A 13,792-nucleotide genomic window follows, 5' to 3' on the forward strand; every position below is an offset into this window, starting at 1 on the left:
AAGGATGGGAGAATCCCAGCGCAGCCGGAGAGGAATTGGCCGTGTTCGACCGTAGAATGTTTCTCGCCGGAGCTGGCGTTGCCGCGCTTGGCGGCCCGGCGCTTGCGGCTGACGGTGGCGTGACGCTGCCATTTGGCAACGGTGCGCGGCCATTGGTGCGGATGCCACAGAAGCGCGAGATGATACTGCTCACCACGCGCCCGCCGCAATTGGAAACGCCGTTTACGGTGTTCAACGACGGATTGTTGACGCCCAACGATGCTTTTTTCGTGCGCTATCACTTGTCGGGACTGCCCACAGTGATCGATCCGGGCGCGTTCCGACTGAAGGTTGGCGGGCATGTGGGCAAGCCGCTGGAACTGTCACTCGCCAGCCTGAAGCGTGATTTTCCGGTCAGCGAGATCGTGGCGGTCAACCAGTGTTCGGGCAACAGCCGGGGCTTCGTGCAGCCGCGCGTGGGAGGCGGGCAGCTTGGCAACGGGGCGATGGGCAATGCCCGCTGGCGTGGTGTGGCGCTGAAGCATCTGCTTGAAAAGGCAGGGCTTCGTGAAGGCGCGCGGCAGGTGACTTTCAACGGGCTGGACAACCCGCCGCTCGATGGCATTCCCGATTTCGTCAAAGCGCTCGATCTGGATCATGCGCTGGATGGCGAGGTGATGGTGGCGTTCCAGATGAACGGGGAGGACCTGCCGTTCCTCAACGGCTATCCGCTGCGGCTGATCGTGCCGGGCTATTACGGCACCTATTGGGTCAAGCATCTGGACGAGATTACCGTCGTGGATGCGCGGTACGATGGGTACTGGATGAAGACTGCCTATCGCATCCCCGACAACGACTGCAATTGCTTGGAGCCGGGGCAGAAGCCTGACAAGACCAAGCCGATTGGGCGTTTCAACGTGCGCTCTTTCATCACCAGCCATGGCGATGGCGCGCAGGTGAAGGCGGGCAGCGTGGCCGAATTGCGCGGCATTGCCTTTGCCGGGGGCGATCCGGTGCGGCGAGTCATGGTTTCGGCTGACGATGGGCAGACCTGGCATGAGACGCAGCTGGGCGAGGATCTGGGGCGCTATTCCTTCCGCGAATGGCGGCTGGGGGTGACGTTTGGGGCCGGGAAGCACGCGATTAAAGTTCGGGCGGAGACGGCAGGCGGAGAAGTTCAGCCTGTAACCGCGCGCTGGCAACCGGCGGGGTATATGCACAATCCGGTTGAGACGATCATGGTGGAGGCGGTTTGATGCGGGCGCTGGTTCTTTCCGCGGGGCTTGCGGCTCTGGCGGTGTCTGTCGGTGCTTCGGGCGCGAAGCCGGTGACGTTCGAAATGCCGGAAGAAGCTGTGCCTGCCGAATTGGCCGACAATGAGGGCGAGCCTGTGGTTGCGGCCTGTTCGACCTGTCATTCGCTGGAATACATCACCACCCAGCCACGCGGCAAAGGCCCCCAGTTCTGGCGTGATGCGGTGGCGAAGATGGTCAACGTTTACAATGCGCCGCTGGAACCGTCCGATGCCAATGCGGTGGCAGAGGTTTTGGCGAAGCGGTTCGGGTGAACTAAAGGACCCGTGATCCTGAACTTGTTTCAGGATCCATCGTGCCCATCAGGCTGCCGCATGTGGTGAGAAATGGACCCTGAAACAAGTTCAGGGTGACGACGTTTTCTTTGCGGTCAGCCGACCAGCATTGCAGCGGCGAGCGAGGCCACGAAGCTCACCACCGTGGCAATGGCCACCGGGATTGCAGGCTTCAACCCGGTCTCCATCAGCAGGTCGAGGCGGCTGCGCATGGCGGTGGCGATCACGGCTATCAGCAGCAGGCCTTTTGATCCGCTGAGCGCCGCATCGCGGGCAGGGGCGGGGATGGGGGCCAGCGAATTGAGCAGGACCACGCCGAAGAACGCCACGATGAACCACGGCAGGGCGAGGCGCTTCCACACCGGGCCATCCTTGCTTTGCCCCACATTGCCTATCACCAGCCCGGTGACGATCACCACGGGTGCCAAGAGAGCCACGCGCGAAAGTTTGACGATGGTGGCATAGCTGCCCGCGCTTTCCGAAAAGGCGTAGCCGCCGCCGATGGCCTGCGCGACATCGTGGATCGACGCGCCGATCAGGAAGCCGGCCTGACTGTCAGTCAATTGCAGGTATTCGGCGAGGATCGGATAGAGCGACATGGCCAGCGCACTGGCAAGCGAGACAACGACCAGCGTGATGGCGAATTGCGACTGGCTGAGCCGTTCGCGCCCGATGATGCCATAGAGCGCCATCGCTGCGCTTGCCCCGCAGATCGCTGTGGCTCCGCCTGCCAGAATGCCGGTGTAGCGTGACTGGCCGACCAGTTTTGCGCCTGCGACTCCGGCGAGGAATGTGACCGTCATGATCGCCACCAGCGCCGCGAACGGTGCCGGTCCCAGCGATCCGATCTGCGAGAACGTGACCTGCAATCCCAGCAGCACCACGCCAAAGCGCAGGCAGGTACGCGAGGCGAAATCGAGGCCCATGTGGCTGCGCGGGTCGCGCGCCACGAAGCTGAGCGACAGGCCGATCAGCAGGCCGAGCAGGATGATCGGGAAGTGGTAGTGTTCAGAAAGCCATGCCGCGGCTGCGGCGGCAATTGCGCAGATGGCAAGCCCGTGGAATACCGTCTCACGCGGTTCGGCGGTGGCGGGAGCGGTTTCGGCAAGGTGCATTTCGCCGAACAGGTCAGCCGCAGAGGGGAGCGAATCCCAATCGATTTCCTGCCGCGCCACGTGCTGTTCTCCCACGATTGACCCGCTCTCTGTCCTGCGGTGTCACATTATGCTTTCCTTACGCGCGGCAGCGGCTATCGTGCAAGTGGGAAGCGCCAGTAGAGCGACCGAAGTTTGGGAGAATTTCGCATGACGCAGGGTAAGGGCATGGGCCAAGGGGGCATGGGACGCGGTGCGGCGATTGCGCTCGTGACGCTGTTGTTCCTTGGCAATGCGCTGAACTATGTCGATCGGCAGGTGCTGGCGCTGCTCAAGCCCACGCTGGAGGCCGAGTTTGGCTGGTCGGACGCGGAATACGCGCACCTTGGCTCCTCGTTCCAGATCGCGGCGGCGGGCACGTTGCTGTTTGTCGGCTGGTTTGTCGACCGGCTGGGCGTGCGCGTGGCCTATGCCATCGCGGTCACGGTGTGGAGCGCGGCGGGCATGGCCCATGCGCTGGCGCAAACGGTGCAGCAGTTCGTTGTCGCGCGGATCGTGCTGGCAGCGGGCGAATCGGTCTCGACACCGGCGGGGTTGAAGGCAGCGGCGATCTATCTTCCTGTGAAGGAACGTAATTTTGCCATCGGGTTGATCAACACGGCACCCAATATCGGCGCGATCCTCACACCGTTGCTGATCCCGCCATTCGCCTTGGCCTTCGGGTGGCAGGCGGCCTTCTGGGTCACCGGCGCGCTTGGTTTTCTGTGGCTCGCCGGGTGGTGGTTCGGCACTCGCAACCTCAAACCGCTGGGCAACATTCCCGAGCGCGCGCGCGTGCCGTGGGGCGTGCTGCTGCGGGACCGCAAGACGTGGACGGTGATCGGCGCGAAGTTCTGCATCGATGCGGTGTGGTGGTTCGTGCTGTTCTGGATGCCCGACTTCTTCAACCGCCAGTTTGGGCTGGGGCAGGGGGCGTTGGGATGGCCCATCGCGATCATCTTCACGCTGGCGGCGCTGGGCGCGCTGACATCAGGCGGGCTGTATCCGATCCTGCTGAGCCGGGACTTCAGCGTGAACGCCGCGCGTAAAACGTCGATGCTGTTCTATGCGCTGGTCGTGCTGGCCATGCCGCTGGCGCTGCTGACCGACAACCCGTGGCTGGCCGCCGTGCTGATCGGCCTTGGCCTGTTTGCGCATCAGGGCTTTTCCACCAACGTCTTCGGCATGACCGCCGACATCATCCCCGCCACCCGCGTCGCCAGCGTGATCGCGCTGGGGGCGATTGCCGGGAACCTGTCGGGCACGGGGATCATCGAATTTGCGGGTTGGTCGCTGACCAACGGGCTGGGTTACGGGCCGCTGTTCGCGATCTGCGGGAGCGCGTATCTGGTGGCGCTGGGGTTCATTCAGGTGATGTTGCCGAAGCTGGAACTGGCGGCGGGGGAGTAGGCTCTTTTGCTGGTGCCGCGCCCCCGCCTTCGCGGGGGCGCGATGCATGTTCGGGTGAGCCTAAGGTCTGATTTCATCGCCCAAGGTGTATTTTGGAAGCTCTATCAAAGCCGTTTCGAAGCCTTCGCGGATTTGAGTTTGGGTGAAACCGCGGTCCCAAAGTTCGGTCATGAGATAGGCCATCGCCTGTGGCAGCGCAGGGATATGTGGCCAAGGGTTGCTCTGGTGAAGTCCCCGAAGCTCAACAGCAAATGCTTGCACGGCGGCAAAACCTCTGTCCTGCCACACATCATCTGAATCTGGTTCGACTGATCCGCTCATTTGGCGGAGGCTATCGAAACGGACAAGCACCCGCAACAGGGTGTGTCTGGAGCATCAGGATTCAACGCAAGACACCGGCAAGCCGCCACCTGATTCCACAACAAAAAAGAGGCCCCGGACTTTCGCCCGGAGCCTCTTCTTACGCCGAGGGAGGATCGACGGTTACTGGAACTTGGCGCGCAGGCTCACGCCGAAGTAGCGGTCGGCGTCGCGCGGGATCTGCAGGCGCTGGCCGGCGCTGACGTTGAGCAGCGCGTAGGACTTGTCGGTGATGTTCCGTGCCAGGAACGTCAGGCGATAGAGATCATCCGCGTCCGAGAAGCCCACCGAAGCGTTCCAGATGCCATAGGCGTCAATCGGGCCACTCTCGCCAAGGTCGGAGAACTGCTTGCCGACATGGCGGAAGTCGGTGTCGAGGTAGAGCTTCACGCTGCCCAGATCCCGTTCGTAGCTGCCGCCCAGCGTGTAGGTGAACTTCGGGGCCAGCGGCAGGCGCGTGCCGTTGCGGGCGTCGGGCGCGTTGGTGTCGGGGTTCGGGTTGAACTTCAGCACCTTGGCATCGGCATAGGCGGCGCTTGCGCGCAGCGTCAGCCCGTTCACCGGCACGGCCAGCAGATCGGCTTCGAAGCCCTTGCTGCGCACAGAACCGGCGTTGGTCAGGTTCGAAACGACCGCACCGTTGAGAAGCACGAAGTTGTTCGCCTGGAAGCCGTTGTAGGTGACGGTGAAGGCCGAAGCGTTGAACTGCACGCGGTTATCGAGGAACTGCGACTTCAGGCCGATTTCGAAGGCGTCAGAGGTTTCCTCGTCGATCGGAATGGCGTTGGTCGGTGCGGTGTGGTTGAAGAACACGTTGAACGCCGGACCCTTGTAGCCACGTGTGTAGCTACCGTAGAGCATCACGTCGTCCGACGGGGTGAACTGCAGCACGGCGCGGCCCGAGAGATTGCCGTTGCTGCTTGAACCGGCAGAAGTGTTGGTGCCATTGCCGCCCGAAGCCAGCGTGCCGCCTGCGGGAGCGCCCGAAACGCCGGGGCCGGTAGCGGGAAGGCCGGTGGTGGCATTCACGCCCGGTGCGCGGGTGTGCGTGTAGTCCAGCTCATCCTTCGTATAACGCAACCCGCCGGTGAGCGAGATCATGTCGCTGAAACGATAGGTGGCTTGGCCGAACACCGCGTAGTTACGCGATTGCACGTCGCTGAACGATGTGGCCGTGGGGAACAGGGTGTTGACCGTGTCTGCCGTGTTGCAGGGCCGTGCGCCAGTTACCGGATCGACGGGCAGGGTGGAGGTGTTGCAGGTGATGTTGCGGCGGGTGAAGTCCTGCTGGTTGTTCGATCCCCAGGCAAACGCGCCTACCTGATAGAAGAACGGCTGCGTCTGGTCAGAGGCAAGCCGCACTTCGAGGCTGAGTTGCTGGGTGCGCACTTCGCCGTTGTCATGCAATTCGCCGGTGCCGACGATGGCACGGGGGAGGAAATCGCCCTCACGCACTTCTTCGTTCTGCCAGTTGCGATAGCCTGCGATCACGCTGAGCGAGTGGCTATCGAACACGTCGAAATCACCCGATGCGGTGAGGCTCCACTGACGGTCCTTGGTCTGCGTGACGAGGTTGTGGTTGACAGTGCGCTGGTCCAGCCCTTGCGCCACACCGCCTGGCAGGCCGAGTTCGGCATCCAGCACCGCGCCACGGCTGACCGTGGTGACGTCGGCGCAGCAATCGTCATTGGCCTTGAAATAGTCCGCGATCAGGCGAAAGCGCGAGGTGCCGTTTTCGTAGTCGAGAATGCCGCGTGCGCCGTAGTGTTCGTAACCGTTGACCTTTTCATTGCGGCCGCCGAACACGTTGGTGATGTTGCCATCATAGTTGCCGTAAAACCCGGTCACGCGGGCGCTGAGGCCTTCACCCAAAGGACCGGAAACGGCACCGCGCAGGCGGTATTCCTCATCTTCGTAGTATTCTGCGCGGACTTCACCTTGCAGCGTATCGGTGCCGCCCTTCGACACGATGTTGACGAGGCCTGCCGAGGCGTTCTTTCCGAAAAGGGTGCCTTGCGGGCCGCGCAGCACTTCAAGGCGCTGTGCGTCAACGAGGTCCATGAAGGCCTGGCCCGAACGGCTGAGCACCACGCCATCGACCACGGTGGAAACGCTGGGTTCGGCGGCGACCGAAAAGGTGATCGTGCCCACGCCGCGCATCACGATGGCGCTGTTGGCGCTGGTGGTGCCTTTGCGAAACGTGACCGAGGGGACGAGCTGGGTCAGCCCTTCAAGGCTGGTGACGCCGCTCGATTCGAGGCGGTCTGCCGTGATCGCGGTGATAGCGATTGGCACGTCCTGCACGTTTTCCGCCACCTTCTGCGCGGTGACGACGATTTCGCTGATGCCGCCGGTTTCTTCGGCCGCTTCCTGCGCATTTGCGTGGCCCGCGAAGGCGAACGACAAGGCGCTGGCAGATAGGGCCAAGGCGCGCACGGACGGACGGTGGGTGAATTTCATGGTGTCTCTCCCTGCAAAAAGCGGCCTTCCAAGGGTAGTCATGCTCCCTCGTCGATCGGCCGCGATTGACCCTTGATCTGCTATGACTGTCTCGATATGTCAAGCGGTGTCAGAAAAACGGACAGCACCTGCGGCCAATTGGTCACGGTAGGGCTGCCGGGATGAGGAAAACGCCTTTGGAACTGCGGCTGGTGGCCGGAATGGATGGGTTCGAACTCCGATTCGGGGATCGGTTGGTGCTGCGTCACACGCAGTCCTGTCCTGCGGTGGTCATGGCGCGTGGAAATTCTGAAGTGCTGATGTATCGGGGTAACTTCCGCATCGGCGACAACCCTCATGGAGAAATCGTCCCTGTGGGCTGGCGTGAAAGCACTGGCGGCATTGTCCTGCTGGATGGTGACGTGATCGTCGCACGTCTTGCAGTTGAACAGACCGCCTTGACCGTCAGTGCGCTGGTGCCCGGATATGACCGTTTGCGGGTGCGGTTCCATGCTGAATCCGGCGAGTGCGTCTGGGGCGGGGGCGAGCAGATGAGCTACCTTGCGCTGAACGGCCGCAGCTATCCGATCTGGACGAGCGAGCCGGGGGTGGGGCGTGACAAGTCCACCGAACTCACCCAGCGCATGGACGCCGAGGGTATGGCGGGTGGCGATTACTGGAACACCAACTATCCGCAGCCCACGTTCCTGACCTCGCGCTGGCTGGCGGTGCATCTTGATGCGAGCTGTTACAGTGTGCTCGACTTCACCGATCCGGCGTTTCATGCGGTGGATGTGTGGAGCGGCGCGGCGCGGTTTGAAGTGTTCGGCGATACCGGGCCGCAAGGGTTGGTCTCGCAGCTTTCCGCACGTTTTGGCTGTCAGCCTGAATTGCCCGATTGGGCCATCGGCGGCGCGATTGTCGGGCTGAAATCGGGTGGAAGTAGCTTCGACCGTCTGGAGAAGTTCATTGAAGCGGGCGTTGCCGTATCTGGCCTGTGGTGTGAAGACTGGGCAGGTGTGCGCGAAACGAGCTTTGGTCGACGCCTGTTCTGGGACTGGCACAGCGGTGCGCGCAGTGCAGAGCGCCATCCCGATCTGGCGGCGCGCATTGCGGCGCTGAACGCACGGGGTATTCGCTTTCTTGCTTATGCCAACCCCTATATCGCGGTGGACGGTGACCTGTATGAGGAAGCACGCGCGGGCGGACATTTCTGCCTGCGGACCGACAGCGATGAGGTGTACCTCGTTGATTTCGGTGAGTTCGACTGCGGCGTGGTCGATTTTACCCGCGCTGAAACACGTGCCTGGTTTGCCGAGCGTATCCTTGGGCGTGAAATGCTCGACATCGGCATTTCGGGCTGGATGGCCGACTTTGGCGAATACCTGCCGACCGATCTACGCCTCGCCGATGGTTCCGATCCGATGGACGCGCACAACCGCTGGCCGGTGCTGTGGGCGCAGGTCAATGCCATGGCGCTGGAATCACGCGGCAAGACGGGCGATGCACTTTTCTTCATGCGCGCTGGGTTTTCGGGCGTGCAAGGCTATTGCCCGCTACTGTGGGCGGGCGACCAGTCGGTTGATTTTACGCGCCACGATGGCATCGGCACGGTCATCACCGGCGCGCTTTCGGCAGGATTGGTGGGCAATGCCTACAGCCATTCGGACTGCGGCGGCTACACCTCGCTCCACGGCAACGTACGCACCGCCGAACTGATGCAGCGCTGGTGTGAACTCGCCGCCTTCGCACCGGTCATGCGCAGCCATGAGGGCAACCGCCCTGACGACAACCTGCAGTATGACAGCACGCCTGAACTGCTAGCTTGTTTCGCCCGATGGAGCCGGGTTCACGCGCACCTTGCACCTTATGTCCGCCACCTTTGTGAAGAAGCCAGCGTGCGCGGCTTGCCGGCACAACGTCCGCTGTTCCTGCACTACCCGCAGGAAACCGCGCTCTTTACGGTGCAGGACCAGTTCATTTACGGTGCCGATCTGCTGGTGGCACCGGTGATCGAGGAAGGGGCTGCGTCGCGCCGGGTCGTCCTTCCGGGGACCGAAACGTGGCGAAATTGCTGGACGGGTGAGGACTTTGCCCCCGGCACGCATGAAATTCCTGCTCCGATCGGTCAGCCACCTGTATTCTACCGACCGGACAGCGCGTTCGCGCCACTGTTCGAAGGATTGAAGGGTGTGCTGGAAGCATGAGCGAGCGGTCAAACATTCGGGACGTGGCGGCCAAGGCGGGAGTGGCGGTGAAAACCGTCAGCCGCGTGCTGAACGGGCATCCCTATGTCAGCGCCGATACCAAAGCGCGTGTCGAAGAAGCGATGCGCGCGCTCGATTTCCGGCCGAGCGTTGCAGCGCGCATTCTTTCAGGTGCAAAGTCGAACCAGATCGCGCTGATTTACGACAATCACAGCCCGTACTACATGTTCCAGATCCAGACCGGCTGCTGGGACTTCTGCCGCGCAAACAACATCCGCCTGCTGGCCCAGCCTGTCGATGTGGCTGATCCGCAAGTGGGAGAGCAGGTGCGCGGGCTGGTGAGCGAAACCCATGTAGACGGGATCATCCTGTCTTCTCCTGTGACCGATTGCGACCCGGTGCTGCGCGCGCTGGAGGCGATGGACATTCCCTTCGTGCGCATATCGCCCGGCACCAATCACGCGCTGACCAGTTCGGTGTTCATGGACGATGCGCAGGCAGCGGACGATATGACCACGCATCTGATCAACGCAGGGCACCGCCGCATCGGCTTTATCAAGGGCCACCAGAACCACATGGCTTCGGACGATCGACTGTTCGGTTATCGTCGTGCGCTGGACCGGGCGGGGATTTCCTACGACCCGGTGCTGGTGTGTGATGGCGAGTTCGATTTCGATTCCGGCACGCGCGGCGGCAATGCACTGCTCGATCTGCCCAACCGACCCACTGCGATCTTCGCGTCGAACGACGATATGGCGGCGGGCGTGCTGGCCATTGCGCATGATCGCGGGATCAATGTGCCGGCAGAGCTTTCCGTTGCAGGCTTTGACGACACCACGCTTGCCCGCACGGTCTGGCCTCCGCTGACCACGATCCATCAGCCGATGATCGAACTGGCGCGCACGGCCACCGAAATTCTCATTGCGGGCGGCGATATTTCCCACCGTCGTCTGCCTCATACTCTCGTAGAGCGCGCATCGGTCGCGCCGCCACACAGGACTGTTTCATGAGCGAATTGCAATTGCCACCTGCTTTCCGTCCTCTTGGCAAGAGCGACATTGCTGTGTCGCCTATTGCATGGGGCATGTGGCGGCTGGCCGAGGATGGGCGCAGCGCTGCTGATGCGGCAAAGCTGGTCCATGCCGCGCTGGATGCCGGGATCAACTTCCTTGATACTGCCGATATTTACGGGTTCGACGGCGCGGGCGGCTTTGGCGATGCCGAGGCGTTGTTGGGCCAAGTGCTGGCGGCCGAACCTGCGCTGCGTGAGCGGATGGTATTGGCCACCAAGGGCGGCATCCTGCCCCCGCTGCCCTATGACCAGAGCGCTGACTATCTGCGCAAGGCCATCGAGGATTCACTCACACGCCTGAAGGTGGACGTGATCGACCTGTGGCAGATCCATCGCCCGGATATTCTTGCTCATCCGCAGGAAGTGGCGCGCGTGCTGGACGATGCTGTCGCTTCGGGCAAAGTTCGGAAGTTGGGTGTGTCGAACTTCACGATGCCGCAGCTCGCCGCGCTCAATCATTTTCTGGGCGAGAAGCTGGTCACGACGCAGCCGGAAATCAGCCCGCTGCGGATCGATTGCTTCGAAAACGGCGAACTGGATCAGGCGATGATGATGGGCCTGACGCCGATGGCATGGTCGCCGCTGGGTGGGGGCCGTCTCGCCTCGCCCGAAACTGCGCGGGACATTGCCGTGGCCGAGGCGCTCGACGTGGTGGCGCAGGCACAGGGCGTTTCGCGCACTGTTGCGGCCTATTCATGGCTGATGGCGCACCCGGCGGGGATCATCCCGATCATCGGATCGCAAAAGGCTGAGCGGATTGCCGAGGGTGCGCAGGCGCTCACGGTGCAGTGGACACGTACAGATTGGTACGCCGTGCTGGTTGCGGCGCGGGGCGAGCGGCTCCCGTAACAGAAGACTTGCGCCCGCCGTGAAAAGGAGAGGCAAGATGGCCGAACAGAATTGCGAGATCGCCTGGTTCTCGGCACTGTGCGACGATGATTACGAATTCCTGGGCGTGCCGGACAAATACCTGCAATCAAGCTGGGAGCATTGCCGCAACATCGTGATGCGCGCCGAAGAAGGCGGGTTCGACAATATCCTGCTGCCATCGGGTTATAGCCTTGGGCTGGATACGACTGCCTTTGCCGCTGCTGTCGCCACTCAAGTGCGCCGGATCAAGCTGCTGTGGGCTACGCGCATGGGCGAGGACTGGCCGCCACAACTGGCACGTCGCATCGCCACACTGGACCGCATCCTCGGGCCGAATGCAGCAGGCACAGGCGGTCGGCTGAACGTCAATATCATCTCATCCGACATGCCGGGTGAGACGATTGCCAGCGGCCCGCGCTATGCCCGTGCGACCGAGATCATGAAGATCGTGCGCACGCTGCTGAACGGGGAATCGCTCGATTTTCAGGGGGAGTTCTACAAGCTCAAGCTGGATCCCCCACGCATCAGCACGCTTTCAGGCAAGTGTCCCGCGTTCTACTTCGGCGGGTTGAGCCACGATGCGCGCGAATGTGCGGCAGAGGCGAGTGACGTCTACCTGATGTGGCCCGACACGATGGACAAGGTGCGCGAAACCATCGCCGACATGAAGGCGCGCGCCGCAAACTATGGCCGTACGCTGAAGTTCGGCTACCGCGTCCATGTGATCGTGCGCGAAACCGAGGACGAGGCGCGGGTCTATGCCGACCGTCTGCTGTCCAAGCTGGACGACGAGGCAGGCAAGGCGATCCGTGAGAAATCACTGGATGCCAAGAACTTCGGCGTGCAGCGCCAGCAGGAACTTCGCGGCGCGGCCGATGGTGATGGCTTTGTGGAAGAAAACCTGTGGACTGGCATCGGTCGTGCTCGGTCAGGCTGCGGTGCGGCAATTGTCGGCACGCCCGATCAGGTGTTGGCCAAGTTGCGCGCCTATCAGGCAGAGGGGATCGAGGCGTTTATCCTGTCAGGCTATCCGCACGCGCAGGAGGCTGATCTGTTTGCCCGCCATGTGCTGCCGCATATCCAGCACGGGCCGCTGGATATCTGATGTCGGACGCCGTGGACAAGACTGTGTTTGACGTCGCCGTGATTGGCGGTGGCGTCAACGGCACCGGAATTGCGCGCGATGCTGCGGGGCGTGGCGCGAAAGTGCTGCTGCTCGAAGCGCACGACCTTGCCAGCGGCACGTCGTCCAATTCCAGCAAGCTGATCCACGGCGGATTGCGTTACCTTGAGCACTACGAGTTCGGACTGGTGCGCGAGGCTTTGGGCGAGCGTGAGAAACTGTGGGCCATCGCGCCGCACATCATCTGGCCAATGCGCTTTGTGCTGCCGTGGGTGCAGGGGTTGCGCCCGCGCTGGCTGCTGCGGTTGGGGCTGTTCCTATACGACCACCTTGGCAAGCGGCGACTATTGCCTGCGACCGAAGCGGTGCGGCTGGATCGCCATGTGGCAGGCGCGGCGCTCAAGCCTGAGTTTATGTACGGTTTCGTCTATTCGGATGGTTGGGTGGATGACGCGCGGCTAGTGGTGCTGAACGCGCGTGATGCGGCTGACAAAGGGGCCGAAGTCCGCACGCGTTGCCCGGTGGAAAGACTGGAGCGCGATGGCGATCATTGGCGGATCGAAACCGCGCAAGGCACATTCTGCGCGCGCTCGGTTATCAACGCAGCGGGGCCTTCGGTCCTGACCGTGCTTGGCCGCAGCGGGGAGGCTCCGAAGCAATCCATCCGCCTTGTGCGCGGATCGCACATCGTGGTGCCAAAACTGTTCGACCACCCGCATCCCTACTTCTTTCAATTACCCGACGGACGCATCTTCTTCGCCATACCCTATGAACACGACTACACGCTGATCGGCACGACCGACCGTGATCATGTTGCGGGCCAACCCATCGTAGCGAGCGACGAGGAGGTGGCCTATCTTTGCGAGGGCGCGAGCCGCTTCTTTAGCAAGCCCGTCATGCCTGCCGATGTCGTCTGGAGCTATTCCGGCGTGCGCCCGCTGATGGATGATGGTTCGGGCAAGCCGGAAGCGGCCACGCGGGGCTATACGTTCGAGGTAAGCGATCCTGCCGAAGGCGCACCGATCCTTTCGGTCTTTGGCGGCAAGATCACTACGTTCCGCACGCTTTCCGAAGAGGCGGTGGATCGCATGGGCGAGCGCATTCCCGCATTGTCCGGCACCCACTGGACCGATTGCAATTCGCTGCCGGGGGGTGATTTCGGTGTAGGGGAAGTGGTGCAGCGGATCGTAGATCTGCAGGCACGCTACCCTTTTCTTGCACCTGCATGGGCCGAACGTCTGTTCCGCAACTACGGCACGCTGGCCACCACCGTGCTGGGCGATGCCGCAACGCTTGCCGATTGCGGCGAACACTTCGGACACGGCCTGACCGAGCGCGAAGTGCGCTATCTGGTTTCGCACGAATGGGCGCGTGAGGCAGATGACGTACTGTGGCGACGCACCAAATTGGGGCTACGCCTGCCAGAGCAGCAGCAGGAAAGCCTGCGTCGCTTCATGCGGGAATTGACCGCGCCATGACCGATCAACGCTGTATTCTCGTCCTTGAAGAATCTGGTCGTGTCCCACTGGGTGGTGTAAGAAGGTTTCCCTGACAGGGTAGCCACCGTCGATCTTCTGTTAGGGTTCGGATGCGAACTCGAACCTGGAGAAG

At 62.3% G+C, this 13,792-nt stretch carries 11 protein-coding genes; 8 read left to right on the forward strand and 3 right to left on the reverse strand.

All coding sequences use genetic code 11. The annotated features are described in order from the left end of the window. The first annotated feature begins 41 nt into the window (after positions 1-41). A complete protein-coding gene (locus B7X90_RS11995) occupies positions 42-1,235 on the forward strand; it encodes a molybdopterin-dependent oxidoreductase (protein WP_292624751.1) in 1,194 nt (397 codons plus the stop codon). Then, positions 1,235-1,546 (forward strand): cytochrome C, encoded by a 312-nt coding sequence (locus B7X90_RS12000; RefSeq protein ID WP_292624752.1) that lies wholly within the window; start codon positions 1,235-1,237, stop codon positions 1,544-1,546. The genes B7X90_RS11995 and B7X90_RS12000 overlap by 1 nt, the downstream gene beginning before the upstream one ends. 116 nt (positions 1,547-1,662) lie before the next feature. On the opposite strand, the gene B7X90_RS12005 is transcribed toward B7X90_RS12000, so the two are convergent. Then, positions 1,663-2,742, reverse strand: a complete 1,080-nt coding sequence (locus B7X90_RS12005) for a putative sulfate exporter family transporter (protein WP_292624767.1) — start codon at positions 2,740-2,742, stop codon at positions 1,663-1,665. A gap of 129 nt (positions 2,743-2,871) precedes the next feature. On the opposite strand from B7X90_RS12005, the gene B7X90_RS12010 reads away from it, so the two are divergent. Further along, the gene (locus B7X90_RS12010; RefSeq protein ID WP_292624754.1) at positions 2,872-4,110 is read left to right on the forward strand and encodes an MFS transporter; all 1,239 of its coding nucleotides are present in this window, start codon (positions 2,872-2,874) and stop codon (positions 4,108-4,110) included. Between the two features lie 60 nt (positions 4,111-4,170). Here the strand turns inward: B7X90_RS12010 and B7X90_RS12015 are convergent, their stop codons facing one another. Beyond that, positions 4,171-4,431 (reverse strand): hypothetical protein, encoded by a 261-nt coding sequence (locus B7X90_RS12015; protein WP_292624756.1) that lies wholly within the window; start codon positions 4,429-4,431, stop codon positions 4,171-4,173. A gap of 162 nt (positions 4,432-4,593) precedes the next feature. Continuing rightward, entirely contained in the window at positions 4,594-6,930 is a 2,337-nt protein-coding gene (locus tag B7X90_RS12020) for a TonB-dependent receptor (RefSeq protein WP_292624757.1), read from the reverse strand. Between the two features lie 161 nt (positions 6,931-7,091). Between B7X90_RS12020 and B7X90_RS12025 the strand changes: the two genes are divergently transcribed. From B7X90_RS12025 to glpD, 5 genes are read left to right on the forward strand one after another with little or no spacing between them, the layout of a single operon-like run. Then, a complete protein-coding gene (locus B7X90_RS12025) occupies positions 7,092-9,116 on the forward strand; it encodes an alpha-glucosidase (protein ID WP_292624759.1) in 2,025 nt (674 codons plus the stop codon). Continuing rightward, positions 9,113-10,126, forward strand: coding sequence for a LacI family DNA-binding transcriptional regulator (locus B7X90_RS12030; protein ID WP_292624760.1), 1,014 nt, complete (start codon positions 9,113-9,115; stop codon positions 10,124-10,126). Before B7X90_RS12025 ends, B7X90_RS12030 begins: the two co-directional genes overlap by 4 nt. Next, entirely contained in the window at positions 10,123-11,037 is a 915-nt protein-coding gene (locus B7X90_RS12035; RefSeq protein ID WP_292624761.1) for an aldo/keto reductase, read from the forward strand. Before B7X90_RS12030 ends, B7X90_RS12035 begins: the two co-directional genes overlap by 4 nt. A 37-nt stretch (positions 11,038-11,074) precedes the next feature. After that, positions 11,075-12,163, forward strand: a complete 1,089-nt coding sequence (locus B7X90_RS12040; RefSeq protein ID WP_292624763.1) for an LLM class flavin-dependent oxidoreductase — start codon at positions 11,075-11,077, stop codon at positions 12,161-12,163. Continuing rightward, positions 12,163-13,659, forward strand: a complete 1,497-nt coding sequence (gene glpD, locus B7X90_RS12045) for a glycerol-3-phosphate dehydrogenase (RefSeq protein WP_292624765.1) — start codon at positions 12,163-12,165, stop codon at positions 13,657-13,659. Before B7X90_RS12040 ends, glpD begins: the two co-directional genes overlap by 1 nt. Positions 13,660-13,792: the final 133 nt, after the last annotated feature.

The sequence above is a fragment of the Novosphingobium sp. 17-62-19 genome, from assembly GCF_002256775.1.
GTDB lineage: Bacteria > Pseudomonadota > Alphaproteobacteria > Sphingomonadales > Sphingomonadaceae > Novosphingobium.

Excerpts from the sequence above, each read along its gene's own strand:
- B7X90_RS12000 (WP_292624752.1), top strand. The coding sequence starts at position 1,235 with ATGCGGGCGCTGGTTCTTTCCGCGGGGCTTGCGGCTCTGGCGGTGTCT.
- B7X90_RS12010 (WP_292624754.1), top strand. The coding sequence starts at position 2,872 with ATGACGCAGGGTAAGGGCATGGGCCAAGGGGGCATGGGACGCGGTGCG.
- B7X90_RS12015 (WP_292624756.1), bottom strand. The coding sequence starts at position 4,431 with ATGAGCGGATCAGTCGAACCAGATTCAGATGATGTGTGGCAGGACAGA.
- B7X90_RS12020 (WP_292624757.1), bottom strand. The coding sequence starts at position 6,930 with ATGAAATTCACCCACCGTCCGTCCGTGCGCGCCTTGGCCCTATCTGCC.
- B7X90_RS12025 (WP_292624759.1), top strand. The coding sequence starts at position 7,092 with ATGAGGAAAACGCCTTTGGAACTGCGGCTGGTGGCCGGAATGGATGGG.
- B7X90_RS12030 (WP_292624760.1), top strand. The coding sequence starts at position 9,113 with ATGAGCGAGCGGTCAAACATTCGGGACGTGGCGGCCAAGGCGGGAGTG.
- B7X90_RS12035 (WP_292624761.1), top strand. The coding sequence starts at position 10,123 with ATGAGCGAATTGCAATTGCCACCTGCTTTCCGTCCTCTTGGCAAGAGC.
- B7X90_RS12040 (WP_292624763.1), top strand. The coding sequence starts at position 11,075 with ATGGCCGAACAGAATTGCGAGATCGCCTGGTTCTCGGCACTGTGCGAC.
- glpD (WP_292624765.1), top strand. The coding sequence starts at position 12,163 with ATGTCGGACGCCGTGGACAAGACTGTGTTTGACGTCGCCGTGATTGGC.